Annotated in this window: 26 protein-coding genes and 2 pseudogenes; 18 read left to right on the plus strand and 10 right to left on the minus strand. The window is 62.8% G+C overall.

Annotated elements, in window-relative coordinates:
• Nucleotides 1-111 precede the first annotated feature (111 nt).
• On the minus strand, nucleotides 112-1,521 hold the full coding sequence (locus PTT45_RS06970) for a PilZ domain-containing protein (RefSeq protein WP_273812313.1): 1,410 nt from the start codon (nucleotides 1,519-1,521) through the stop codon (nucleotides 112-114).
• Nucleotides 1,522-1,551: 30 nt separating this feature from the next.
• On the opposite strand from PTT45_RS06970, the gene PTT45_RS06975 reads away from it, so the two are divergent.
• Nucleotides 1,552-2,019 carry a TlpA disulfide reductase family protein gene (locus tag PTT45_RS06975; RefSeq protein WP_273812314.1) on the plus strand — a complete coding sequence of 156 codons (468 nt, stop codon included), beginning with the start codon at nucleotides 1,552-1,554 and terminating at the stop codon, nucleotides 2,017-2,019.
• Between the two features lie 5 nt (nucleotides 2,020-2,024).
• On the plus strand, nucleotides 2,025-2,297 hold the full coding sequence (locus PTT45_RS06980; RefSeq protein ID WP_273812315.1) for an acylphosphatase: 273 nt from the start codon (nucleotides 2,025-2,027) through the stop codon (nucleotides 2,295-2,297).
• Here the strand turns inward: PTT45_RS06980 and PTT45_RS06985 are convergent, their stop codons facing one another.
• Nucleotides 2,298-3,248 carry a hypothetical protein gene (locus PTT45_RS06985; protein WP_273812316.1) on the minus strand — a complete coding sequence of 317 codons (951 nt, stop codon included), beginning with the start codon at nucleotides 3,246-3,248 and terminating at the stop codon, nucleotides 2,298-2,300.
• 20 nt (nucleotides 3,249-3,268) lie between these two features.
• Nucleotides 3,269-4,984, minus strand: a complete 1,716-nt coding sequence (locus PTT45_RS06990; protein WP_273812317.1) for a proline--tRNA ligase — start codon at nucleotides 4,982-4,984, stop codon at nucleotides 3,269-3,271.
• A 101-nt stretch (nucleotides 4,985-5,085) separates the two neighbouring features.
• Here PTT45_RS06990 and PTT45_RS06995 point away from each other — a divergent pair, with 101 nt between their 5' ends.
• On the plus strand, nucleotides 5,086-5,493 hold the full coding sequence (locus PTT45_RS06995; protein WP_273812784.1) for a PaaI family thioesterase: 408 nt from the start codon (nucleotides 5,086-5,088) through the stop codon (nucleotides 5,491-5,493).
• Between the two features lie 98 nt (nucleotides 5,494-5,591).
• Here PTT45_RS06995 and PTT45_RS07000 read toward each other — a convergent pair whose 3' ends face one another.
• Both PTT45_RS07000 and PTT45_RS07005 read right to left on the minus strand, forming a co-directional pair.
• On the minus strand, nucleotides 5,592-6,836 hold the full coding sequence (locus tag PTT45_RS07000) for an OprD family porin (RefSeq protein WP_273812319.1): 1,245 nt from the start codon (nucleotides 6,834-6,836) through the stop codon (nucleotides 5,592-5,594).
• 159 nt (nucleotides 6,837-6,995) lie between these two features.
• A complete protein-coding gene (locus PTT45_RS07005; protein ID WP_273812320.1) occupies nucleotides 6,996-7,235 on the minus strand; it encodes a hypothetical protein in 240 nt (79 codons plus the stop codon).
• A gap of 299 nt (nucleotides 7,236-7,534) precedes the next feature.
• On the opposite strand from PTT45_RS07005, the gene PTT45_RS07010 reads away from it, so the two are divergent.
• Nucleotides 7,535-7,960: an HIT family protein gene (locus PTT45_RS07010; RefSeq protein ID WP_273812322.1), complete on the plus strand. Its 426-nt coding sequence runs from the start codon at nucleotides 7,535-7,537 to the stop codon at nucleotides 7,958-7,960.
• Nucleotides 7,961-7,963: 3 nt separating this feature from the next.
• Entirely contained in the window at nucleotides 7,964-8,170 is a 207-nt protein-coding gene (locus tag PTT45_RS07015; RefSeq protein ID WP_273812323.1) for a SlyX family protein, read from the plus strand.
• Nucleotides 8,171-8,219: 49 nt separating this feature from the next.
• On the opposite strand, the pseudogene PTT45_RS07020 reads toward PTT45_RS07015, so the two are convergent.
• The 5 genes and pseudogenes from PTT45_RS07020 to PTT45_RS07035 all read right to left on the minus strand — a co-directional run.
• Nucleotides 8,220-8,435 (minus strand): annotated as a pseudogene (locus tag PTT45_RS07020) (cold-shock protein); the annotation flags it as partial.
• A 120-nt stretch (nucleotides 8,436-8,555) separates the two neighbouring features.
• A pseudogene (locus tag PTT45_RS22260) lies at nucleotides 8,556-8,828 on the minus strand (cold shock domain-containing protein membrane protein); the annotation flags it as partial.
• A 133-nt stretch (nucleotides 8,829-8,961) separates the two neighbouring features.
• The gene (locus PTT45_RS07025) at nucleotides 8,962-10,029 is read right to left on the minus strand and encodes a GGDEF domain-containing protein (RefSeq protein WP_273812324.1); all 1,068 of its coding nucleotides are present in this window, start codon (nucleotides 10,027-10,029) and stop codon (nucleotides 8,962-8,964) included.
• A 111-nt stretch (nucleotides 10,030-10,140) separates the two neighbouring features.
• A complete protein-coding gene (locus PTT45_RS07030; protein ID WP_043311489.1) occupies nucleotides 10,141-10,611 on the minus strand; it encodes a Dps family protein in 471 nt (156 codons plus the stop codon).
• Between the two features lie 152 nt (nucleotides 10,612-10,763).
• The gene (locus PTT45_RS07035) at nucleotides 10,764-11,876 is read right to left on the minus strand and encodes an HD domain-containing phosphohydrolase (protein ID WP_273812329.1); all 1,113 of its coding nucleotides are present in this window, start codon (nucleotides 11,874-11,876) and stop codon (nucleotides 10,764-10,766) included.
• Between the two features lie 238 nt (nucleotides 11,877-12,114).
• Between PTT45_RS07035 and aspS the strand changes: the two genes are divergently transcribed.
• The 13 genes from aspS (at nucleotide 12,115) to queE (ending at nucleotide 23,189) form a co-directional block, all read left to right on the plus strand.
• The gene (gene aspS / locus PTT45_RS07040) at nucleotides 12,115-13,890 is read left to right on the plus strand and encodes an aspartate--tRNA ligase (RefSeq protein WP_273812330.1); all 1,776 of its coding nucleotides are present in this window, start codon (nucleotides 12,115-12,117) and stop codon (nucleotides 13,888-13,890) included.
• An 81-nt stretch (nucleotides 13,891-13,971) separates the two neighbouring features.
• Nucleotides 13,972-14,721 carry a YebC/PmpR family DNA-binding transcriptional regulator gene (locus PTT45_RS07045; RefSeq protein WP_273812331.1) on the plus strand — a complete coding sequence of 250 codons (750 nt, stop codon included), beginning with the start codon at nucleotides 13,972-13,974 and terminating at the stop codon, nucleotides 14,719-14,721.
• 134 nt (nucleotides 14,722-14,855) lie between these two features.
• On the plus strand, nucleotides 14,856-15,380 hold the full coding sequence (gene ruvC / locus PTT45_RS07050; protein ID WP_043311494.1) for a crossover junction endodeoxyribonuclease RuvC: 525 nt from the start codon (nucleotides 14,856-14,858) through the stop codon (nucleotides 15,378-15,380).
• Nucleotides 15,381-15,398: 18 nt separating this feature from the next.
• Complete coding sequence (gene ruvA / locus PTT45_RS07055; protein WP_273812332.1) at nucleotides 15,399-16,004, plus strand: Holliday junction branch migration protein RuvA; 606 nt, start codon at nucleotides 15,399-15,401, stop codon at nucleotides 16,002-16,004.
• A gap of 3 nt (nucleotides 16,005-16,007) precedes the next feature.
• Nucleotides 16,008-17,057 carry a Holliday junction branch migration DNA helicase RuvB gene (gene ruvB / locus PTT45_RS07060; RefSeq protein WP_043311496.1) on the plus strand — a complete coding sequence of 350 codons (1,050 nt, stop codon included), beginning with the start codon at nucleotides 16,008-16,010 and terminating at the stop codon, nucleotides 17,055-17,057.
• A 53-nt stretch (nucleotides 17,058-17,110) separates the two neighbouring features.
• Nucleotides 17,111-17,566 carry a tol-pal system-associated acyl-CoA thioesterase gene (ybgC, locus tag PTT45_RS07065; RefSeq protein ID WP_273812333.1) on the plus strand — a complete coding sequence of 152 codons (456 nt, stop codon included), beginning with the start codon at nucleotides 17,111-17,113 and terminating at the stop codon, nucleotides 17,564-17,566.
• A 31-nt stretch (nucleotides 17,567-17,597) separates the two neighbouring features.
• The gene (gene tolQ / locus PTT45_RS07070) at nucleotides 17,598-18,269 is read left to right on the plus strand and encodes a protein TolQ (RefSeq protein WP_273812786.1); all 672 of its coding nucleotides are present in this window, start codon (nucleotides 17,598-17,600) and stop codon (nucleotides 18,267-18,269) included.
• A 10-nt stretch (nucleotides 18,270-18,279) separates the two neighbouring features.
• Nucleotides 18,280-18,738, plus strand: a complete 459-nt coding sequence (gene tolR / locus PTT45_RS07075) for a protein TolR (RefSeq protein ID WP_273812334.1) — start codon at nucleotides 18,280-18,282, stop codon at nucleotides 18,736-18,738.
• Nucleotides 18,738-19,697 carry a cell envelope integrity protein TolA gene (gene tolA / locus PTT45_RS07080; protein ID WP_273812335.1) on the plus strand — a complete coding sequence of 320 codons (960 nt, stop codon included), beginning with the start codon at nucleotides 18,738-18,740 and terminating at the stop codon, nucleotides 19,695-19,697. Before tolR ends, tolA begins: the two co-directional genes overlap by 1 nt.
• Entirely contained in the window at nucleotides 19,694-20,992 is a 1,299-nt protein-coding gene (gene tolB, locus PTT45_RS07085) for a Tol-Pal system beta propeller repeat protein TolB (RefSeq protein WP_273812336.1), read from the plus strand. Before tolA ends, tolB begins: the two co-directional genes overlap by 4 nt.
• A 57-nt stretch (nucleotides 20,993-21,049) precedes the next feature.
• Entirely contained in the window at nucleotides 21,050-21,547 is a 498-nt protein-coding gene (gene pal, locus PTT45_RS07090; protein ID WP_043311502.1) for a peptidoglycan-associated lipoprotein Pal, read from the plus strand.
• A gap of 6 nt (nucleotides 21,548-21,553) precedes the next feature.
• On the plus strand, nucleotides 21,554-22,369 hold the full coding sequence (ybgF, locus tag PTT45_RS07095) for a tol-pal system protein YbgF (RefSeq protein WP_273812337.1): 816 nt from the start codon (nucleotides 21,554-21,556) through the stop codon (nucleotides 22,367-22,369).
• Nucleotides 22,370-22,541: 172 nt separating this feature from the next.
• The gene (gene queE / locus PTT45_RS07100) at nucleotides 22,542-23,189 is read left to right on the plus strand and encodes a 7-carboxy-7-deazaguanine synthase QueE (protein ID WP_273812338.1); all 648 of its coding nucleotides are present in this window, start codon (nucleotides 22,542-22,544) and stop codon (nucleotides 23,187-23,189) included.

Consider the following 23,189-nt stretch of genomic DNA (forward strand, 5'->3'; position numbering starts at 1 on the left):
CCATGCGGCGTTAAAACCGGCTGCGAAAAGCTCATTTACGCTTTGTAAGCTGCGCTTTCTCAACCGGTTCTGCCTTGCCGGGCTCTAATTCAGAAGACCGTAAACAGGTCCTCAGGCCAGCCGCAAGGGATGGCGGATCACCGAAGGGGTGCTGAGATTGGCCTGCGGCAGTGGCAGCACGGCCTGGTTGTTGACGTTGGCCAGTTGCAGCCAGAGGTTCTCGCCCTCGACGAATTGCCCGCATGGCAGCCACAGGCCATGGTGCCAGCCGGCACCGGGCTCCGGGGTGCTCTGCAGTACACCAGGGTGGGTCTGCGCGCTGGGAGCGCGGCGTAGCCACACTGCGCGCGGCAGACCCTTAAGGTAGCGCAGGCCGAGGTGCAGGCCGAGCTGGTTGAGATGGCGCCAGCGCACCAGGGCCAGGGTCGGGGTGCCGCTATGGGGGAGTACCAGAACCAGCTGGCCGACCGGTAGCTGTTGGCCGAGATCCGCGTGGCACAGCAGGCGAGCGCCACCGGGGCTGGCATCGAGCATCTGCGCGGCGCTATTGGTCGGACGCTTCTCCAGCAGTTGGGCATGGATCGCGAGCAGGCCGATCACCAGGCTGCAATCGGCGCTGAAGTCGGCGCGGGGATGGCGGCGCTGCTGACGGCCGAGCCAGTGGGGGCGAACCCGTTCCAGCAACTCGCGCTCACGGGCGCTCTGCAGCGGCGCGGGCTCATGCAGGGCGACCAGCAGTGCGCCCAGCTCCAGGCGGCGCAGGTATTCGACCGAGCCGGTGGCTTCGCTGTCGTAGGGTAGGCAGGGCAGGGACTGGCTGAGGTCTATCAGCGGGCCTTCTGCTTCTTCCTCTTCATCCCAGGGCAGCAGTCGGGCCAGTTCGGCGAGTGGGGTAAGGGCGCCGAAGAGCACTTCACATTCGCCTTCGGCCAGGTGAAACGGATTGCTCAGGGCCAGTACCAGCATCTGCTGGTAGAGACCGCGCAGCGAGCCGGCAGGCGCGGGCTGGAAGGGCGCGGCCACATGTTCGTCCAGGCAGCCCTGGTGCTCGGCGATCCAGTACAGCAGGTGGCTGTCGCTCCACAGCGAGGCCGGTGGTTCCTGGTACAGCTGATAGTTGCGCATCAGGCTCTGGGCGAGGAAATGCTCGGCCATATACAGGCACCAGGCCAAGTGCGGGCGCGACGGTTGTCGGCCCTGGAGTATCTGCAACAGCAAGCGCTTGAAGCCGGCCGCCAGCTCGTTGCACAGGTGCACGAACAGCTGCGAGGGTGCGACTCCTCTGCGCAGGTTGGCGCAGTAATGGCGGTATTCCTCGCAGAAGCTTTGCAGGGCGCGCTGCCTTTCCAGTAAGGTCATGGCGCTGCGATTGAGCTGGAACAGCATGCTCAATACCTGCGACAGACCGTCCTCGTAAGGCTGGCGACGAGCGTCGACGAGCCTGGCATTGAGGTCGGCTAGCGGTGTCGCATCCTCGTCGAGGATATCCGGCACTTCCAGGCGCAGGGCATCCAGCGTCATATCAACCCCGCGTGCACGAGGAGCGATTGCATGGGAAGACCACTCCAGATGGTGATGGGACTCTGCGCCGGGCTTCTTCTGGCCGGCTGCGCCGAAGACTGGGGCGTCGATCAGCATGGGAGAAAGGTAACGGCTGAGCAGCTGGATGGCCAGTGGTTGGTGGTCAATTACTGGGCCGAGTGGTGCAAGCCATGCCGCACCGAGATTCCGCAGCTCAATCGGCTCGAGGCAGAACTGCAGGGCAAGGGGGCTCGCGTACTCGGTGTGAACTTCGATGCCCTGCAGGGCGAGAAACTCAGCCAGGCTGCCACGGCCTTCGATATCCGCTTCACCGTGCTGGCGCAGGACCCTGCGCCACGGCTCGAACTGCCGCGTAACGATGTGTTGCCGGTGACCTACATCATCGATGCCGACGGCCGCTTGCGTGAGCGCCTGGTCGGCGAGCAGACCGCCGCCGGCCTGCAGGCGCGCTTGGCGCACTGGCGGGCGCAGGAGTAAGGAGCATGCAGATCTGTTTGCACGGTTTCGTCAGCGGCAAGGTGCAGGGCGTGAGCTTCCGTCAGCACACCCTGGAGGAGGCGGAGCGCCTCGATCTGAATGGCTGGGTGCGCAATCTGGCCGATGGCCGGGTCGAGGTGCTGGTCGAAGGGGCCGAGGCCGCGGTACGCGAACTGGAGGCCTGGCTGGAGAGTGGGCCGGAGCGGGCGCGGGTCGATGCGTTGGAGCTGGAGCAGCAGCCGGTGCAAGGCATCACCGGCTTCGTGATCAGGCGCTGATCAGTCCTCGCCGGGGTCGGCGGCCAGGCGTCCAGCGTCTTTCATCAGGGTCTTGAGAAACTCTTCCTGCAGCTCCGGATCGTTGCGCGTCAGCTCGATCAGGCTCTGCTCGAGTTCGCTGGCTTCCTCTTCCAGGCCCAGGTCGGAAAGGCGCTTGACCCGGTAGACCCACTGGCTGACTTCGTCGTCTTCGAGATCGTCGTAGATCAGGGCGTGAGCTTCGCGCAGCTTGCCGCGCAGGTCACGGCTGACCAGCAGGGTGGCCTCGGCACGGGCGCTGTCCTGCGGGTCTTCCACGCTGAGCACGAGTGCGCCGACTTTGCTGGCGTCGTGGTCGGCGAAGGGACCGTCGAGCAGGTTCAGGCGCAGGATACCGTTACGATCGGTGGTCAGTTCGTGGTTGTCCTGTCCGGCCTTGACCCGCACCGGGCGTTCGGCCCAGGGCAGGCTGGAGTATTCCATGCGCCTGTCGCGCTGGGTCTCCTCGATGGTCGCCAGGTTCTGCTGGGAGCGCCCGTTGGACTCGACGTTCATCGCCGGGTTGATGCCGGCGAAGCCGTAGCTGATCCAGTCCTTGGTGACGCTGTCCGGCAGGCGGCCGAGCATCACCACGTTGAGCACGTTGGCACCCACGCCTGCGACTATCGCTACCGCACCCAGTGGCACTTCATACAGCTCGCGCCAGGGTTGGTAGGGGGTGTAGCGGTCGTAGCGGCGGGTGACCTCGAACTCGGTGACTTCGAACGTCTTCTGTTCCTGGATGCGCACGCGGCGCTGCGGCAGCTCCAGCACCCTGGGCTCGCCCACCTCGATCTGCAGGCTATGGTCGAGCAGGCGCCGCTCGAAGCGCTCCTCGTGTTCGCTGCGTTGCGGCAGGTGGTTGGCACAGCCAACCAGAAGGAGGGCGCCGAGCAGGGCGGCGCCGGTGCGGAGAGTATGACGCTGGAACATGCGGGCTTCTTGGTCGGGACTCAGCGGTTGATGCGCGTGGCGAGGAAGGCCGACAGGTCGGCGCTGGCCACCTGCTGGTTGTCGCTCTCGCGGCGGTTCTTGTACTCGAAGGTGCCCTCGGCCAGGCCGCGCTCGCTGACAACGATGCGGTGCGGGATGCCGATCAGCTCCATGTCGGCGAATTTCACGCCGGGGCTGGTCTTCTTGTCGCGATCGTCGAGCAGTACTTCATAGCCGGCGCTGGTCAGCTCGGCGTAGAGCTTGTCGGTCGCCTCGCGCACCGCCTCGTTCTCGTACTTCATCGGCACGATGGCGATCTGGAAGGGCGCCAGGGCGTCGGTCCAGAGGATGCCGCGCTCGTCCCAGTTCTGCTCGATGGCGGCGGCCACCACGCGGGATACGCCGATGCCGTAGCAGCCCATGGTCAGAGTGACCGGCTTGCCACTCTCGCCCAGGACCTTGCAGCCCATGGCTTCGCTGTACTTGGTGCCGAGCTGGAAGATGTGCCCGACCTCGATGCCGCGCTTGATCACCAGGGTGCCTTGGCCGTCCGGGCTGGGGTCGCCGGCGAGCACGTTGCGCAGGTCGGCAACGGCTGGCAGAGGCAGGTCGCGCTCCCAATTGAGGCCGAAGTAGTGCTTGTCGTCGACGTTGGCGCCAGCGCCGAAGTCGCTCATCAGCGCCACCGAACGGTCGATCACGCAGGAGATCGGCAGGTTCAGCGGGCCCAGCGAACCGGGGCCGGCACCGATGGTGGCGCGGATCTCGGCTTCGGAAGCAAACACCAGCGGGCTGGCGACCAGCTCATGGTTGGCGGCCTTGATCTCGTTCAGCTCGTGGTCTCCGCGGACGATCAGGGCGATCAGCTTGCCTTCCTCAGCGGCATGCACCACCAGGGTCTTGATGGTCTTCTCGATGGCCAGCCCGAACTGGGCGACCAGCTCATCGATGGTCTTGGCATCTGGCGTATCGACCAGGCGCAGGTCTTCGCTGGCCGCGCCGCGCGCAGTCTCGCGCGGGATGGCTTCGGCCTTCTCGATGTTGGCGGCGTAGTCGGAGGTGTCGCTGAAGGCGATATCGTCTTCACCGGACTCGGCCAGTACATGGAACTCATGGGAGCCAGTGCCACCGATGGAGCCGGTGTCGGCCTGTACCGGACGGAAGTTCAGGCCCAGACGGCTGAATACGTTGCAGTAGGCCAGGTGCATGCGGTCGTAGGTTTGCTGCAGCGAAGCCTGGTCCAGATGGAAGGAGTAGGCGTCCTTCATGATGAACTCGCGGCCACGCATCAGACCGAAGCGCGGACGAATCTCGTCGCGGAACTTGGTCTGGATCTGGAACATGTTGATCGGCAGCTGCTTGTAGCTGTTCAGCTCGTTGCGGGCCAGATCGGTGATGACTTCCTCGTGGGTCGGGCCCAGGCAGAAGGCGCGATCATGGCGATCCTTGATGCGCAGCAGCTCGGGACCGTATTGCTCCCAGCGACCGGATTCCTGCCACAGCTCGGCCGGCTGCACGGCCGGCATCAGCACTTCGAGTGCGCCAGCGGCGACCATTTCCTGGCGTACCACGGCCTCGGCCTTGCGCAGCACGCGCAGACCCATCGGCATCCAGGTGTACATGCCAGAGGCCAGCTTGCGGATCATGCCGGCGCGCAGCATCAGCTGGTGGCTGATCACCACGGCGTCGGAGGGGGTTTCCTTGAGGGTCGAGAGCAGGTACTGACTGGTACGCATGTTTGGCCGTTATGTCGGTTGCGAGGGCAAATAATGACTCGGCATTGTACGGTGCCAGCCATGTGGCGTACAGGACGGACCGGGAGTTGAGCATGGCGGAGTTGACCGCTGATCAGGTGCAGGCGTTGATTCGCGCCGGCGTGCCGATGGCCGAGGACATCGATCTGCGTATCGATCATCTGGATGCGGAGAAGGCGGTGGCTCGGGTGCCTTTCCAGGGCAAGCTGGTGCGCCCTGGTGGAACTGTGTCGGGGCCAACCATCATGTCGCTCGCCGATGCGGCGATGTATGCGGTGGTTCTGGGGCGGTTGGGCAGGGTGGAGATGGCAGTAACGGCCAATCTCAATATCAACTTCCTGGCTAGACCGAAGCCGGTCGATCTGATCGCCGAAGCGCGCATCCTGCGTTTGTCACGACGCCAGGCGGTGTGCGAGGTGCAGCTCTTTTCGCTGGGCGAAGAGGATGAGCTGGTCGCGCATGTCACCGGGACTTACGCTTTACCGCTCTAGTGAACAGGTATTTGCGCAATAAATTCTTGCGCGCGAAAACAAGAAACCCGGCCTAGGCCGGGTTTCTTTTACTGTTTCGAGTGTACTCGAAGAAATCCTTACAGGATTTCCAGCGGGTACTCTGCGAACAGACGCCACTCGTTCAGATCGTTCGAGAAGTTGGTATCGGTACGATAGATCGAGTTACGCACTTTGAAGGACAGGTCCTTCGCGGCGCCGCTTTGGATGGTGTACTTGACCTGGTTGAAGAACTCGCGCTCTTTGGCGTCGTCTTCGCCACCATAGTTGATGTCGTAGCCGTAGACGTAAGCGGTTTTCCAGCTCAGACCCGGTACGCCGTAGCCAGCGAAGTCCAGCTCATAGCTGGCCTGCCAGGATTTCTCGTCGGCGTTGTTGAAGTCGGAGTAGTAGGAGTTGGACAGCCAAATCGCGCTACCGCCGTCGCCGATGTCGTAGGCGTAGCCGACGTCACCGCTGTTTTGCTGGTAGGCCAGGATGAAGGCGTGGGCGCCAACGCTGTACTTACCGGCCAGGCTGAAGATGGTGTTGTCGTCGCCTTCAACGCCGTTACCGAAGAAGAGATCCGACGCAGTGGTGTCGTCCTCATACTTGGTTTTGTAGATGTTGAAGTCGAAGTTCAGAGCCTGCTCTTCGGCCAGCGGAATGGTGTAGTTCACGTTGGCGTAGTACTTCTTGGCGACATCTTCGATGTCGGAGTAGTACAGGGCGGCGCTCAGGTCGTCGGTGAACTGGTAGCTACCACCAGCTACGTCGATGCTCTTCAGGCGGCCGTCGTCACGAGCGGCGCTGGCCATCGGGCTGGCAGCGGTGAAGCGGCCGGCGTTCAGTTCCAGACCTTCGATTTCGCTGCTGGTAACCATGGTGCCGGTGAAGCTTTGCGGCAGCAGGCGGGAATCGTCATAGGCCAGAACCGGCAGGCTCGGCATTTGATCGCCGTACTTGATCACAGTGTTGGAGAAGCGGACTTTGACAGCGGCGCCGGCTTGGCCAACGGAGTCGTCCCAGTCTTTTTCTTCGCCCGGGAACATGTCAGCTTGGCCGCCGTCGAGTTTCAGACCCAGCAGGCCGAAAGCGTCAACGCCGACACCAACGGTGCCTTGGGTGAAGCCGGACTCATAGGTGCCGATGAAAGCTTGGCCCCAGGTTTTGCGGTCATCTTGACCGTGGTTGTAGTCGCGGTTCCAGTAGGTGTTGCGCAGCAGCAGGTTCAGGCTGCTGTCTTCAACGAAGCCCTTGGACTCGGACTGTGCGCTGGCGAAAGCCAGTTGGGTGGTACCGGCGGTCACGGCCAGAGCCAGTGCGCTCCACTTCATCACTTGCATTGTGATTGCTCCTTTGGTTTAGAAGAGTTGTGCTACCCGATATCTTTTTGTCTGGGCGGCTCTTTCTTTTTGTGTCGGCGCTAACTTATAGCACGGTGACTTAAGTTGGCGACAGATATCATTGATTCTCTACGAGTTCTTCACATGCGCGTCGCAAATTTACATTTTTGACGTCGCAAATCTGTAGATTTTTGCCGCCCATCTTCCCGTTTCGGATGCCTTTGAAAAAGACTGCAAATCCAATCGCTTAGGGCGTTGCAAGTCATTCTCAGGCATGCCGATGGCGACGGTGCTGGTCTCTAAGCAACTTCCATGCACAAAGTGATATTTCCACTGTTTGTCGGTGGCTTTTTCCAGTTGTCGCTTGGAGCCGTTTCGGCTGGAGGTCTGGCGTGGCACGGAGGTGCTCCGGTAGTTGGTAATCTCCAGCGTAGTGGCTCTTCCGGTGTTACCGGTATTGGTTGCGGTGGCGGAATCTACTCGCCGGTAACGAAACTCTTTGTGGGTGTGTGCGTTTTTTGGGCGTGACTGGCTGATTTTTGCTCGATTTTGGGGCGCTGTTTTGCCGTTCCATGCTCGAGGTGCTGCTGGGCGCGCGTTTCGGGCGATTGTCACGGCAGGAGAGGATTAGTATGCGGATGAACAGCGTCGCTCATGCCGCTATGCTGCGCGCCTTGGTTCGTTCGGAGGACGTATAGATGTTTAGCCTTGATTCCCGCTTGCAGCAGGACACGCTGGTTCTGGGGGACTTCCCCCTGTGTCGGTTGCTGCTGATGAATGACGCCAACTATCCCTGGTTCATTCTGGTGCCTCGCCGTGAGGCTGTGAGCGAGCTGTTCCAGCTGGATAACGCTGATCAGAAGCAGCTGTGGCTGGAAACCACGCGCTTGGCTGAGGTTCTCAAGGACGCCTTTGTCGCCGACAAGATGAACGTTGCCACTCTTGGCAATGTGGTGAGCCAGTTGCACATGCACGTGATAGTGCGTCGTCGCGAGGACTTGGCCTGGCCTGCTCCGGTATGGGGCAAGCACCCCGCTCGAGCTTATTCCGAGCTGGAGTTGGCCGATGTTCGTGAGCGCCTGCGGTTGGTGCTCGCCAACGACTTTCAGTTTGTGGAGGGCTGAGGCATGGATCTGGAGTCTCGTGTCGTCGAGTTGGAGACTCGTCTGGCGTTTCAGGACGACGTGATCGCCACGCTGAACGATGTGGTGGTGGAACAGCGGCTTGCGCTGGATCGCTTGCAGTTGCAGATCGCTTCGCTGGCTCGGCGGCAGGAGGATATGGCGGGGCAGTTCGGTATTGCCGAGGGTGATGCGCCGCCGCCACATTATTGATGTCATGAAAAAGCCCGCTTTAAGCGGGCTTTTTTGTTGGGCGGAGATATCAGCGTTGGCCGGGGAGGGCGACTATCACGTCTTCGGCCTGCAGGCCCTTGTCGCGCTGCATTACGGAGAATTGGACGCGCTGGCCTTCGACCAGGATTCGGTGGCCTTCACCGCGGATGGCGCGGAAGTGGACGAATATGTCATCGCCGCTGTCACGGGAAATGAAGCCGAAGCCCTTGGAGGTGTTGAACCACTTGACGGTACCGCTCTCGCGGCTGTCATCGCTCTCGCGGGGTGGGACATAGGCGCGTGGCGTGCGTTTGCCGAGGTTGCTGGCCAGGTGCAGGGCGGTGGCGACCAGCAGGGTGGCAAGGGTTAGCGCTACAGCGGGCTGGTTGCCGATCTGTGCCAGTGGGGCCAGTAGAATCAGTGCTTGCAGTACGCAGGCGAATACCAGCATCGCGGAGGCCAGGGCCTGCAGTTGGTTGCGTGCGCCGTCGTGGCGGGCGGGCAGGAGGGCGGCGACGATCAGGTTGGTCAGGCCGAGCAGGGCCAGGTAGATGGCATCGGGTTGTTGCAGGTAAGGCAGTGCGTCGTTGCGCAGGCTGGGGGCGAAGGACAGCAGCAGGGCGCCGCCGCCTGTGATCAGGTGAACGATCTTCAACATGGTCAAGGAGCTCGCTTGTTCGAGATGGCTATCGAGGAGCGGAGCCGGCCCGGTGAATGGGTGATGTGCTCCGCCTATGTCGCAGCAATGCGACACCGCGGCTATTTAACCGCAAAGGGGATGCCTACTCAAATCAAGCGGTTAGGGCAGGTTCTGGGGTCGAGGGGTGGATCTGGTTACGGCCGTTGCGTTTGGCCTGGTAAAGCGCATCGTCGGCCCGGGTGACCAGGCTCTCGAAGGTGTCGCCCGTCTCGGCTAGCGCCAGGCCGAAGGAGGCGGTGATGCTGTCCAGTATCTTGTCGGTGCTGCGTACCTTGACCCGCAGGGCCTGGATCTTCAGACGCAGTTGTTCGGCGAACTCGCCTGCAGTCTCCAGATCGAAGCAGTCCTGCAGAATCACGCAGAACTCTTCGCCGCCGTAGCGTGCGGCTACTCCCCGGGCCGGGAGCAGTTCGCGCATAAGCTGGCCGACATGCTGCAGTACACGGTCGCCGAGCGGATGGCCGTACTGGTCGTTGAACTGCTTGAAGTGATCGATATCCAGCATCACCAGGGCCAGGCCCTTGGTGTCGCCCGCCAGAGCCTGCTCCAGCAGGCGGGTGAAGGCGTGGCGGTTGAATACATGGGTCAGGCTGTCCAGAGTGGCGGCAGCCTGGGCACGCTCCAGCTGGCTACGCAGGTTCTGGATTTCCGACTGGGCGGAGCGCAGCCGGTAGAGAAATTTCTCCTGCTGCTCCTGCATATGCTGAGTGCTCAGTTGCAGGTCGCTGAGGACGCCGGGCAGGTCGTCGACTATCGGCTCCTGCAGGGCGGCGAGGCCTTGGGAGAGGCTGGACTGGTAATGCTGGCTGCCGCTCACGCTGCGCTGTACATCGACTTCTATGTCGTCGACCAGGGTGATTACCTGTTGCTGGCCAGCGCGGGCCTCTTCCAGTTCGCCGCGAATGACGAACTCACGGAACAGCTTGACCGCCGTTTCCGGGGGGAAGCTGGTGAAGTCTTTGACGATCTTGTCCAGGCGACGATTAAGTTCGGGGGCATTGCCCTGGCAGTAGCTGTACCAGAGCGCGTAATGCACCGGATTTGGCGGAATGTCGTGGCGTACCATCTGGGGGACGGCTTGCTTGAGCAGATCAGCTGCCTCGCGGGTCTCTTCGGGGTAGAGCTCGAGGAGGGAGGGGGCTTTGGGGGGCTGGCTCATGCACGTCACTGTGGCGATGGGAGGAATAGGCAAAGGATAGAGTAGTCATGGGGGCTTCGCCTAGCAAAAGGCCCGGACTAGCCGGGCCTCTGTTGTCGATGCTGGGGCTGCTTAGGCGGCCAGCAGGCTGCGCAGCATCCAGGCGGTCTTCTCATGGACCTGCATGCGCTGGGTCAGCAGGTCAGCGGTCGGCTCGTCGCTGACCTTGTCCAGCAGCGGGAAGATGCCGCGGGCGGTGCGTACGACGGCTTCCTGGCCTTGTACCAGCAGCTTGATCATCTCGTCGGCGGTCGGTACGCCTTCCTCTTCCTTGATCGAGGACAGGCGTGCATAGGCCGCATAGGTGCCAGGCGCCGGGAAGCCCAGTGCGCGGATGCGCTCGGCGATGGCGTCCACGGCCAGGGCCAGTTCGGTGTACTGCCCTTCGAACATCAGGTGCAGGGTGTTGAACATCGGGCCGGTGACGTTCCAGTGGAAGTTGTGGGTCTTCAGATACAGGGTGTAGGTGTCGGCCAGCAGGCGCGACAGTCCTTCGGCGATGGCTGCGCGGTCCTGTTCGGCGATGCCGATATTGATTTCCATACCTTATTACTCCTCTTCAGGCTCTTAAAAGTAGCCGGGCTAGGCGCTCCCGTAATGGTTGGGAGCCTATCACAGGGGATGCGCCGTCCTGCCCGATCTATGTCAATGAAGGCAATGCTTGGAAACTATGAGCGCCGCTGCGGTTCCGTCTATCACCGGTGTGCTAGTTCCGGTCGCAGTTGCAGGGTGCGATTGAAGATTTCCACCCAGTAGGCGCTGAATTGCTGGTCGGCCAGGTTGTTGATCTCGAGGATGGCGCGCAGGCGGGGGCGTTTGCTCATGGTCTGATGGGCGCGCTCGTGGGTGCGGGCGTCGAAGGTGTCGGCGATGTTCAGTAGCAGCGCGCCGGGGTGTATCTCGTCTTCGTGCAGGCCCTTGGGGTAGCCGCTGCCGTCGGCATGTTCCTGGTGTTGCAGGATGATTTCGCCGGCGGCGTCCCAGGCGGGCATGCGTTTGAGCAGTTCGCAGGCCTGGCGTGGGTGGGACTGTATCTGCTTGCGTTCCTCGCGGTTCAATTCGCCCTCCTTGTGCAGCAGGTCCAGCGGCAGGAAGGCCATGCCCAGGTCGTGCAGGCATACCGCAGCGGCCAGCTGCTCCGGCTCTACCGGCTGCCCGGCGGTTTCGTTCATGCCCAGCGCCAGGCTCAGCAGGCGCAGGCCGCGGCCATGCCAGTAGGGAGAGCGATGTTCGCTGGCGGTCATCAGCTCTGCGAAGAACTCCAGGTCGGCGCTGGCTTCGATGCCGTGTTCCGCCAGAAGCTGCGAGATCTGGCCGTGGCCGATCTCCACCGGCTGCAGGCGCGTCTCCGGGTCCAGGTGCTGGAGCAGGGTGCGGCGGATCTCGGTCTGCCGTGCCTCTGGGGCACTGGCCAGGGCCTGCAGGGCCTGGCATTGGCTGGCTATCTGCTGCTGGTTTGGCATCTCGGCCCGACCGAGCGCGGCATCTATCAGATTGCGCAACTGGTCCAGGCTCAACAGCAGGATGTCGCCGAGCAGGCTGTCGAATTGCAAGCTGCCTTCGCGCAGGCGGTCGAGTACGTCTTCCATGGCCTGGGGCAGGGGCAGCAGGTGATTCAGCTCCACATAGCCGAGGCTGCCTTTGATGGTGTGCACCAGGCGGAACAGTTCACGCAGCCGCGAGCCGTCCTGGGGGTGGCTTTCCAGTTCGATCAGCAACTGCTCGCAACGCGGCAGATGCTCGGCGGTGTCGAGGCGAAATTCCTCCAGCAGGTCGCTGGGGACGTCGGCGGGGCGGGGCATGGCCATGGGAGCTCTCCGCGGGGCTGGATTCTCAGTATAGAAAGCCCGGCTGCACCGGTGCGATTAACCCTATATAATCCCGCCCCTTGTCTGCGGAAGCGGAAAGTGCAGCGATCGAGACGCTTGGCGCCATTGGTCGGCTTTCCCCTGCAAATTGAAGAAAATGCCTGCTATTTACCTGCAGGGCGAGCCCGGGCCGGCCGGGCGCGAATTCAAGACTGATCTAGAGAAGCGAACCACGACCATGATGCGCAGCCACTATTGCGGCCAGTTGAACGAGAGCCTGGACGGCCAGGAAGTCACCCTTTGCGGCTGGGTCCACCGCCGTCGCGACCATGGTGGCGTGATCTTCCTCGACATCCGTGACCGTGAAGGCCTGGCCCAGGTGGTGTTCGACCCGGACCGCGCCGAGACTTTCGCCAAGGCTGACCGCGTGCGCAGCGAATACGTGGTCAAGATCGTCGGCAAGGTGCGTGTACGCCCCGAAGGCGCGCGCAACGCCAACATGGCCTCCGGTGCCATCGAAGTGCTCGGCTACGAGCTGGAAGTGCTGAACGAGGCGGAAACTCCGCCGTTCCCGCTCAACGAATACAGCGATGTGGGTGAAGAAACCCGCCTGCGCTACCGCTTCATCGACCTGCGTCGCCCGGAAATGGCCGAGAAGCTGAAGCTGCGTTCGCGCATCACCAGCAGCATCCGCCGCTACCTCGACGACAACGGCTTCCTCGACGTCGAAACCCCGATCCTGACCCGTGCCACTCCGGAAGGCGCGCGCGACTACTTGGTACCGAGCCGTACCCATGCCGGTAGCTTCTTCGCTCTGCCGCAGTCCCCGCAGCTGTTCAAGCAGCTGCTGATGGTGGCCGGCTTCGACCGTTACTACCAGATCGCCAAGTGCTTCCGCGACGAAGACCTGCGCGCCGACCGCCAGCCGGAATTCACTCAGATCGACATCGAGACCAGCTTCCTCGATGAAAGCGACATCATGGGCATCACCGAAACCATGATCCGCAACCTGTTCAAGGAAGTGCTGGACCTGGAATTCGGCGAGCTGCCGCACATGACCCTGGCCGAAGCCATGCGTCGCTTCGGCTCCGACAAGCCGGACCTGCGTATTCCGCTGGAGCTGGTTGACGTTGCCGATCAGCTGCAGGGTGTCGAGTTCAAGGTGTTCTCCGGCCCGGCCAACGATCCGAAGGGCCGCGTCGCTGCCCTGCGCGTACCGGGCGCTGCCTCCATGCCGCGTAGCCAGATCGACGACTACACCAAGTTCGTCGGCAACTACGGCGCCAAGGGTCTGGCCTACATCAAGGTCAACGAGCGCGCCAAGGGCGTAGAAGGCCTGCAGTCGCCGATCGTCAAGTTCATCCCGGAAGATAACCTCAAGGTCATCCTCGACCGCGTTGGCGCCGTCGATGGCGACATCGTGTTCTTCGGTGCCGACAAGGCCAAGGTCGTCTGCGATGCTCTGGGCGCGCTGCGCATCAAGGTCGGCCACGACCTCAACCTGCTGACCTGCGAGTGGGCCCCGCTGTGGGTCGTCGACTTCCCGATGTTCGAGGAAAATGACGACGGCAGCCTGACCGCCATGCACCACCCGTTCACCGCGCCCAAGTGCACCCCGGAAGAGCTGGAGGCCAACCCGGCAGCTGCTCTGTCCCGTGCCTACGACATGGTGCTCAACGGTACCGAGCTGGGTGGCGGTTCGATCCGTATCCACGATAAGGCCATGCAGCAGACCGTGTTCCGCGTGCTGGGCATCAGCGAAGACGAGCAGCAGGAGAAGTTCGGCTTCCTGCTCGACGCCCTCAAGTTCGGTGCTCCGCCCCACGGCGGCCTGGCCTTCGGTCTGGACCGCCTGGTCATGCTGATGACCGGCGCCAGCTCGATTCGTGAAGTGATCGCCTTCCCGAAAACCCAGAGCGCGGCCTGCGTCATGACCCAGGCCCCGGGCATCGTCGATGCCAAGGCGCTGCGCGAGCTGCATATCCGCCTGCGCGAACAGCCCAAGGCTGAGTAAGCGGTAGCAACAGGAGCCTGGCATGCCAGGCTCCTTGCATTTCAGGTACGACAAAATCGATTGAAAGAAACGGAGTGAGTTATGGCCGGTCATTCCAAATGGGCCAACATCAGGCACCGCAAGGGTCGTCAGGACGCCAAGCGCGGCAAGATCTTCACCAAGCTGATTCGTGAGCTGACCGTGGCCGCCAAGCATGGCGGTGGCGTGCCGGCGGACAACCCGCGTCTGCGTCTGGCGGTGGACAAGGCACTGACCTCCAACATGTCGCGTGATGTGATCGATCGTGCGATCGCTCGCGGTGCCGGTAACACCGAAGCCGACAACATGACCGAGCTGAGCTACGAGGGCTATGCGCCGAGTGGCGTGGCGATCATCGTCGAGGCCATGACCGACAACCGCAACCGTACCGCCGCCGACGTGCGCCATGCCTTCACCAAGTGTGGCGGCAACCTGGGTACCGACGGCTCGGTGGCCTACATGTTCGAGCGCAAGGGGCAGATCAGCTTCGCCCCAGGCGTGAGCGAGGATGCGCTGATGGAGGCGGCCCTGGAAGCCGGCGCCGACGACGTGGAGATGGGTGAGGATGGTTCGGCCTTGGTGTCGACCAGCTTCGCCGACTTCCTCGCGGTCAACGAGGCGCTGACCGTCGCCGGGTTCAAGGGCGAAGAGGCCGAGGTGGCCATGATCCCCTCGACCATGGCGCCGATTGCTGACCTGGAGACCGCCAAGAAGGTGCTCAAGCTGATCGACATGCTCGAAGACCTGGATGACGTGCAGAACGTCTACCACAACGCGGAAATTCCCGACGAGCTCATGGAGCAGCTGGACTGATCTCCACTGCGCTCTCGTTGCACTAAAAAGCCGGAAGCCGCTCATGCGCTTCCGGCTTTTTTATATGCGCGCCGCTCCGTATACTCGCGGCTGGATAAATAGACAGTGCTACGGCCTGCGGAGCGCAACGCTGCATGACCCTGATCCTTGGCATCGACCCCGGCTCGCGCATCACCGGCTACGGCGTGGTACGCGACACCGGGCGCGGCTGCGAGTACGTCGCTTCCGGTTGCATTCGCACCGGTGATGGCTCGCTCGCCGAGCGTCTGCAGGTGGTGTTCCGCGGGGTCAGCGAGGTGATTCGCCAGCATGGCCCGGTGACCATGGGCATCGAGCAGGTGTTCATGGCGAAGAACGCCGATTCGGCGCTCAAGCTCGGTCAGGCCCGTGGCGCAGCCATCGTCGCCAGCATCGAGGCGGGGCTGGACGTCAACGAGTACACCGCCAGCCAGGTCAAACAGGCGATTGCCGGCACCGGCGGCGCCGACAAGCAGCAGGTGATGATGATGGTGATGCACCTGCTCAAGCTGGTGCAGAAGCCGCAGATCGACGCCTCCGACGCCCTGGCCATCGCTCTCTGCCACGCCCATCACCGGCAGAGCCTGATTCCGCACAACCTGCTCGGCGCTAAGCGCCGCAGCGGGCGCCTGCGCCTGTAAACAAAAGGAAACGAATTCGTGATCGGACGCCTCAAGGGCAATCTGGCAGAGAAGCAGCCGCCGCACCTGATCCTCGACGTCAACGGCGTCGGCTACGAAGTGGAAGTGCCGATGACCACCCTCTATCGCCTGCCGGCGGTGGGGCAGCCGGTGACGCTGCACACTCATCTGGTGGTGCGCGAGGATGCGCATCTGCTCTATGGCTTCGCCGAAAAGCGCGAGCGTGAGCTGTTCCGTGAGCTGATCCGGCTCAATGGCGTGGGTCCCAAGCTGGCCCTGGCGTTGATGTCCGGCCTGGAGGTGGATGAGCTGGTGCGCTGTGTGCAGGCTCAGGACACTTCGACCTTGGTGAAGATCCCCGGTGTCGGCAAGAAGACCGCCGAGCGCCTGCTGGTGGAGCTCAAGGATCGCTTCAAGGCCTGGGAGACCATGCCGTCCATCGCTCCACTGGTAGTGGAACCCCGCGCCGGCGTGGCAGTCTCAAGCGCGGAGAGCGATGCCGTCAGCGCCCTGATCTCGCTCGGCTTCAAGCCGCAGGAGGCCAGCAAGGCCGTGGCCGCTGTAAAGGAAGAAGGGCTGTCCAGCGAAGAGCTGATCCGCCGTGCCCTGAAAGGAATGGTGTAAGAAGTGATAGACGCCGACCGCCTGATCACCGCCAGCGCCCGTGAGCGCGACGAGCAGCTGGACCGCGCGATTCGCCCGCTCAAGCTGGCTGAGTACATCGGTCAGCCGGTGGTGCGCGAGCAGATGGAGCTGTTCATTCAGGCCGCCAAGAATCGCCAGGAGGCCCTCGATCACACGCTGATCTTCGGCCCGCCCGGCCTGGGCAAGACCACCCTGGCCAACATCATCGCCCAGGAAATGGGCGTGTCGATCAAGAGCACCTCGGGCCCGGTGCTGGAACGCCCGGGCGACTTGGCTGCGCTGTTGACCAACCTGGAACCGGGCGACGTGCTGTTCGTCGACGAGATCCATCGCCTCTCGCCCGTGGTCGAGGAGGTGCTGTACCCGGCGATGGAGGACTTCCAGCTCGACATCATGATTGGCGAAGGCCCTGCCGCGCGCTCGATCAAGCTGGACCTGCCGCCCTTCACCCTGGTTGGCGCCACTACCCGTGCGGGCATGCTGACCAACCCGTTGCGCGACCGCTTCGGTATCGTCCAGCGCCTGGAGTTCTACTCCAGCGCGGACCTTGCCACCATCGTCAGCCGTTCGGCCGGCATTCTCGGTCTGACCATCGATCCTGAGGGGGCCTTCGAGATCGCTCGCCGCGCCCGTGGCACGCCGCGTATTGCCAATCGCCTCTTGCGCCGCGTGCGCGACTTCGCCGAGGTGCGTGCCAGTGGGCAGATCAGCCGCGAGATCGCCGATCAGGCACTGAACATGCTGGATGTCGACGAACGTGGCTTCGACCACCAGGACCGCCGTCTACTGCTGGCGATGATCGACAAGTTCGACGGCGGCCCGGTGGGTATCGACAACCTGGCCGCTGCCATTGGCGAGGAGCGCGGTACCATCGAGGACGTGCTCGAGCCGTACCTGATTCAGCAGGGTTACATCATGCGTACGCCGCGGGGTAGGGTGGTGACGCGGCATGCCTACCTGCACTTTGGGCTCAATCTGCCGAAGCGCCTGGGCGACGCCCCGGTCGCGGACCTGTTCGGCGGCGACGAATAGTTGCAAAACAACGGCTTGCCCGGATTGGCAAGGCCAGGAGTAAACACTAGAGTATGCGCGCGCAAAACGAGGCCCAGCCTTTTGCCCTCAAGTGTCGGGTGTATTACGAGGACACCGACGCTGGCGGCATCGTCTACTACGTCAATTACCTCAAGTTCATGGAGCGGGCTCGTACCGAGTGCCTGCGTAATCTGGGTTTTGCCCAGTCGCAGCTGGTGGGCGAGAACCTCCTGTTCGTCGTGCATTCCGCCGAGGCGCGCTACCACGCGCCGGCCAGGTTGGACGACGAGATTTTTGTCACTGCCGAGGTGATGGAGTTAAACCGTGCCAGCCTGCGCTTTCGTCAACAGGTACGGCGGGCAACGGATGAGGCACTGCTCTGCGAGGGGCAGTTCGTGGTGGCCTGCGTGCGGGCCGACAATTTGAAACCCCGTGCCATCCCCGAAGCGCTGCGCGCAGCCTTCGCGGCGGGCATGGGTACAGTCACAGCAGGATCGGTAGGAGAGTAGCGTGGAAGCAACAGCCAACGCCGTTGACCATATGTCGATGTGGAGCCTGATCAGCAACGCCAGTCTGGTGGTGCAACTGGTCATGCTCGCCCTGGTGGCCGCCTCGGTGGTGTCCTGGATCATGATCTTCCAGCGCAGCACCATGCTGCGCGCGGCGAAGAAGTCCCTCGAGGTGTTCGAGGAGCGCTTCTGGTCGGGGATCGACCTGTCCAAGCTGTATCGCCAGGCCGGCAGCAATCCGGACCCGGACTGCGGCGTCGAGCAGATCTTCCGCGCTGGCTTCAAGGAGTTCTCCCGCCTGCGCCAGCAACCGGGCGTCGACCCGGATGCGGTGATGGACGGCGTGGCTCGTGCCATGCGCGTTGCTATCTCGCGTGAAGAAGAAAAGCTGGAAACCAGCCTGCCGTTCCTTGCCACCGTCGGTTCTACCAGCCCCTATGTCGGCCTGTTCGGTACCGTGTGGGGCATCATGAACTCCTTCCGCGGCCTGGCTCAGGTGCAGCAGGCGACCCTGGCCACCGTGGCCCCGGGTATCGCCGAGGCGCTGATCGCCACCGCTATCGGTCTGTTCGCCGCCATCCCGGCGGTCATCGCCTACAACCGCTTCTCGGCGCAAGGTGATCGTCTGATCGGTCGTTACTACACCTTTGCCGACGAGTTCCAGGCCATCCTGCACCGCAAGGTCCACACCTCGGACGAGTGAGGCTCAGCCAATGGCCAGAATCCGCAACAGACGCAAGCCAGTCGCCGAGATGAACGTCGTGCCGTATATCGACGTGATGCTGGTGCTGCTGGTGATCTTCATGGTGACCGCGCCGATGCTCAACCAGGGCGTCAAGGTCGACCTGCCCAAGGTCTCCAGCGAGGTACTGCCGCAGGACAACAACTCCCGTGTGCTGACCATCTCGATCAAGGCCGACAAGACCTATTACTGGAACATGGGCGAGGAAGTCGATCCGGACCAGAGCAAGGCTAGCGAGACCGCTACGGCCCTGCCGGCGCTGGTGCAGACGGTCAGCGCGATCATGAACCAGAACGCCGGCCAGGGTAAGAAGGTCCAGGTCTTCGTGCGTGGCGACAAGGCCGTGGACTACGGCTCGGTCATGGCCGTGATGGGTGGCCTGCAGGAAGCCGGCGTGGGTAACGTCGGGCTGATCACCGAGGCGCCCTGATGCAGCAGAAGAGCGTTCGCTCCTCCTCGGAAAGCTACTTCTGGCCAACGGTCTGGGCGGTGTCGATCCACGTCCTGCTGTTCGCCATGCTGTTCGTCAGCTTCCACTTCGCGCCGGAACTGCCACCGGCGCGCCCGATCGTGCAGGCTACCCTTTACCAGCTGAAGTCGCAGAGCCAGGCGACCACCCAGACCAATCAGAAGATTGCCGGCGAAGCCCAGAAGACCAAGGCGCGCCAGTACGAGGTGGAGCAGCTCGAGACCAAGAAGGAAGAGCAGCAGAAGCAGGAAGCGGCGGAACAAAAGAAAGTCGAGGCGGCCAAACAGGCTGAGGCGAAGAAGCAGGCCGAGGCCAAGAAAGCCGACGAGGCGAAGAAGGCGGCCGAGCAGAAGAAGCAGGCCGACATCGCCAAGAAGAAGTCCGAGGAAGAGAAGAAAAAGGCTGCCGCCGAGGAGGCTCGCAAGAAAGCGGCCGAGCAGGCGAAGAAAAAAGCCGCGGAAGACGCCAAGAAGAAAGCGGCGGCTGCCGAGGCTGCGAAGAAGAAAAAGGCCCAGGAGGCCGCACGCAAGGCCGCCGAAGACAAGAAGGCGCAAGCGTTGGCGGAGCTGCTGGGCGACACCACCGAACGTCAGCAGGCGCTGGCCGATGAAGTGGGTGATCAGGTCGCGGGTAGTCTCGATGACCTGATCATCAAGCTGGTCAGCGAGCAGTGGCAGCGTCCGCCATCGGCGCGCAACGGGATGAGTGTCGAGGTGATGATCCAGATGCTGCCGGACGGCACCATCGTCAACGCCTCGGTTACCCGTTCCAGCGGCGACGCGCCGTTCGACAACTCCGCCGTGGCGGCTGTGAAGAACGTCGTGCGTATTCCGGAAATGCAACAGCTGGATAGTGCAACCTTCAACGCCATGTACCGTCAGCGGCGGATGATTTTCAAACCGGAGGATTTGTCTCTGTGAATACCTTGATTCGTATTGCTCTGCTCGGCCTGACCCTGTTGGTCGGTTCGGTGCAGGCGGCGGACCCACTGGTGGTTACCACCGGTAGCGATCGCGCCATCCCCATCGCCGTGGTGCCCTTCGGCTGGCAGGGCGGCTCCGTGCTGCCCGAGGACCTGTCCACCATCATCGGCAACGACCTGCGCAACAGCGGCATGTACGAGCCGATCCCGCGGCAGAACATGATCAGCCTGCCGACCTCGGCGGCCGAGATCATCTATCGCGACTGGCAGGCTCTGGGTGCCCAGTACGTGATGGTCGGCAGCATCGTGCCGAACGGCGCGCGCCTGCAGGTGCAGTTCGCCCTGTTCAACGTGGCGACCCAGCAGCAAGTGGTGGCCGGTACCGTCGGTGGTACCACCGACCAGCTGCGTGACATGGCGCACCACATTGCCGATCAGTCCTTCGAGAAGCTGACCGGCATCAAGGGCGCCTTCTCCACCAAGATGCTCTATGTCACTGCCGAGCGTTTCGGCGTGAACAACACCCGCTACACCCTGCAGCGGTCCGACTACGACGGCGCCCGCGGTGTGACCCTGCTGCAGTCGCGCGAGCCGATCCTGTCGCCGCGCTATGCGCCGGATGGTCGTCGCATCGCTTATGTGTCGTTCGAGCAGCGCCGCCCGCGTATCTTCATGCAGCACATTGATACCGGTCGTCGCGAGCAGCTGACCAACTTCGAAGGCCTCAATGGCGCACCGGCGTTCTCGCCGGACGGCAATCGCCTGGCCTTCGTGCTGTCCAAGGACGGCAACCCGGAGATCTACGTGATGGACCTGGGCTCGCGCCAGATCCAGCGCGTGACCAACTCCGGCTCGATCGAGACCGAGCCATTCTGGGGTAAAGACGGGCAGACCCTGTACTTCACCAGCGACCGCGCCGGCAAGCCGCAGATCTACAAGCAGAGCATCTCCGGTGGCGCAGCGCAGCGCGTGACCTTCACCGGTAACTACAACGCCAACCCGAAACTCTCGGCTGACGAGAAGACGCTGGTGATGATCCATCGTCAGGATGGTTTCACCAACTTCAAGGTGGCCGCTCAGGACCTGGTGACCAGTCGCCTGCGCATCCTTTCGGAGACCAGCCTGGACGACTCGCCCACTGTTGCGCCCAATGGCACCATGCTAATCTACGCCACCCGCCAGCAGGGCCGGGGAGTGCTGATGCTCGTGTCCACCAACGGGCGTGTCAGGCTCCCGATTCCCACCGCGCAAGGTGATGTCCGGGAACCTTCCTGGTCGCCCTTCCTGAACTGATGCGGTATCACGATTTTCTGCTGTAAAAAACACCTAGAACTCATTAGGAGCTACACCATGGAAATGCTGAAATTTGGCAAATTTGCCGCACTGAGCCTGGCTCTGGCCGTGGCTGTTGGTTGCTCGTCCAAAGGCGGCGACGCTTCCGGCGAAGGCGCTGTTGACCCGAACGCTGGCTACAACGCTGGCGGCAGCGGCGTTGACGGTGCTCTGAGCGAAGAAGCTGCTCTGCGCGCCATCACCACCTTCTACTTCGAGTACGACAGCTCCGACCTGAAGCCGGAAGCCATGCGCGCTCTGGACGTACACGCCAAGGACCTGAAAGGCAACGGCGCTCGCGTCGTTCTGGAAGGCCACACCGACGAGCGCGGCACCCGCGAGTACAACATGGCTCTGGGCGAGCGTCGTGCCAAGGCCGTTCAGCGCTACCTGGTTCTGCAGGGCGTTTCCCCGGCTCAGCTGGAACTGGTTTCCTACGGTGAAGAGCGTCCGGTTGCTACCGGCAGCGACGAGTCCTCCTGGGCTCAGAACCGTCGCGTCGAACTGCGCAAGTAATTCGCTATGCGTAAGTGCCCTCGTATCCTGACCTCTCTGATCTTCGCTCTGCCGCTCGCGGCAGTGGCGGAGGTTCCCGTGGTAGATGGCGGCTCCGGTAGCAGCTATCCACCAGTCGGTTACGGTACGAGCGGCGCCTACGCCGGAACTGGGGCAGCCGCCCCGGTTTCGGCGCAGGGCGAACTGTTCATGCAACTGCAGCAGATGCAACAGGACATTGCGCAGCTGCGCGGTCAGGTTGAAGAGCAGCAGAACGAGATCGCACGCCTCAAGCAAGAGAGCCAGGCGCGTTATCAGGATCTCGACAGCCGCCTGCAAGGCGGTGCCGCCGGTGCACAACAGGCACCTGCACAGAATTCCCCGGCCGATGGCGCGATCAACGCCGCCGGCACTCCCGCTGCCCCTGCCCAGCAGGCTCCGGCAGCCAGCAACGAACCGGCCGACCCGGCGAAGGAAAAGCTGTATTACGACGCTGCCTTCGACCTGATCAAGGCCAAGGATTTCGCCAAGGCCAGCCAGGCCTTCGAAGGTTTCCTGCGCAAGTTCCCGCAGAGCCAGTACGCCGGCAACGCCCAGTACTGGCTGGGTGAGGTCAACCTGGCCCAGGGCAACCTGCAGGGCGCCGGCAAGGCCTTCGCTCAGGTCGCCGCCAGCTATCCGACCCACGCCAAGGTGCCGGACTCGCTGTTCAAGCTGGCCGATGTCGAGCAGCGCATGGGTAACACCGATCGCGCCAAGGGCATCCTGCAGCAGCTGATCGCCCAATACCCCGGCTCGTCGGCTGCCCAACTGGCACAGCGTGATCTACAGCGCCTGCCCTGAGTCGGTATGCCCTCCGTCGGAAAGCCCGCGCTAGTCGCGGGCTTTTTGTTTCCTGCCATGTGTCGGCGTGGCGCTGGAAATCACCCCGGGTATTTTTTCGTTTAGAATCGCCGCCCCGATTCACCCGCAACGGAGGCGGATGGCCTGTTTAGCCGTCACGCCCGGTGCCGATATGCAAACAACCCTGCGCATTACCGAGATTTTCTACTCGTTGCAGGGCGAGACAGCGACCAGTGGCCTGCCCACTGTGTTCGTCCGCCTGACTGGCTGCCCACTACGCTGCCAGTACTGCGACACCGCCTACGCCTTCAGCGGCGGCGAAATCATGAGCCTGGACGCCATCCTCGAGCGTGTAGCCAGCTACAAACCACGCCATATCTGCGTGACCGGCGGCGAGCCGCTGGCCCAGCCCAACTGCGTGCTGCTGTTGCAGCGCCTGTGCGATGCCGGCTACCAGGTCTCCCTGGAAACCAGCGGTGCCATCGATATTGCCCCGACCGACAAGCGTGTCAGTCGTGTGGTCGACCTGAAGACGCCTGGTTCCCAGGAAGTTTCGCGCAACCTCTACAGCAACATGGCCGAGCTGACCCGCAACGATCAGGTCAAGTTCGTCATCTGCTCGCGAGAGGACTACGACTGGGCTGTGAGCAAGCTGATCGAGTACCGCCTGGACGAGCGCGCTGGAGAGGTGCTGTTCTCGCCCAGCCACCAGCAGGTGAGTGCGCGCGATCTGGCCGACTGGATAGTCGCCGACAACCTGCCGGTGCGTTTCCAGCTGCAGCTGCACAAGATTCTTTGGAATGATGAGCCGGGGCACTGA

Origin of the sequence: Pseudomonas sp. Gutcm_11s (assembly GCF_028649395.1) — a bacterium.
Taxonomy (GTDB): Bacteria; Pseudomonadota; Gammaproteobacteria; order Pseudomonadales; family Pseudomonadaceae; genus Aquipseudomonas.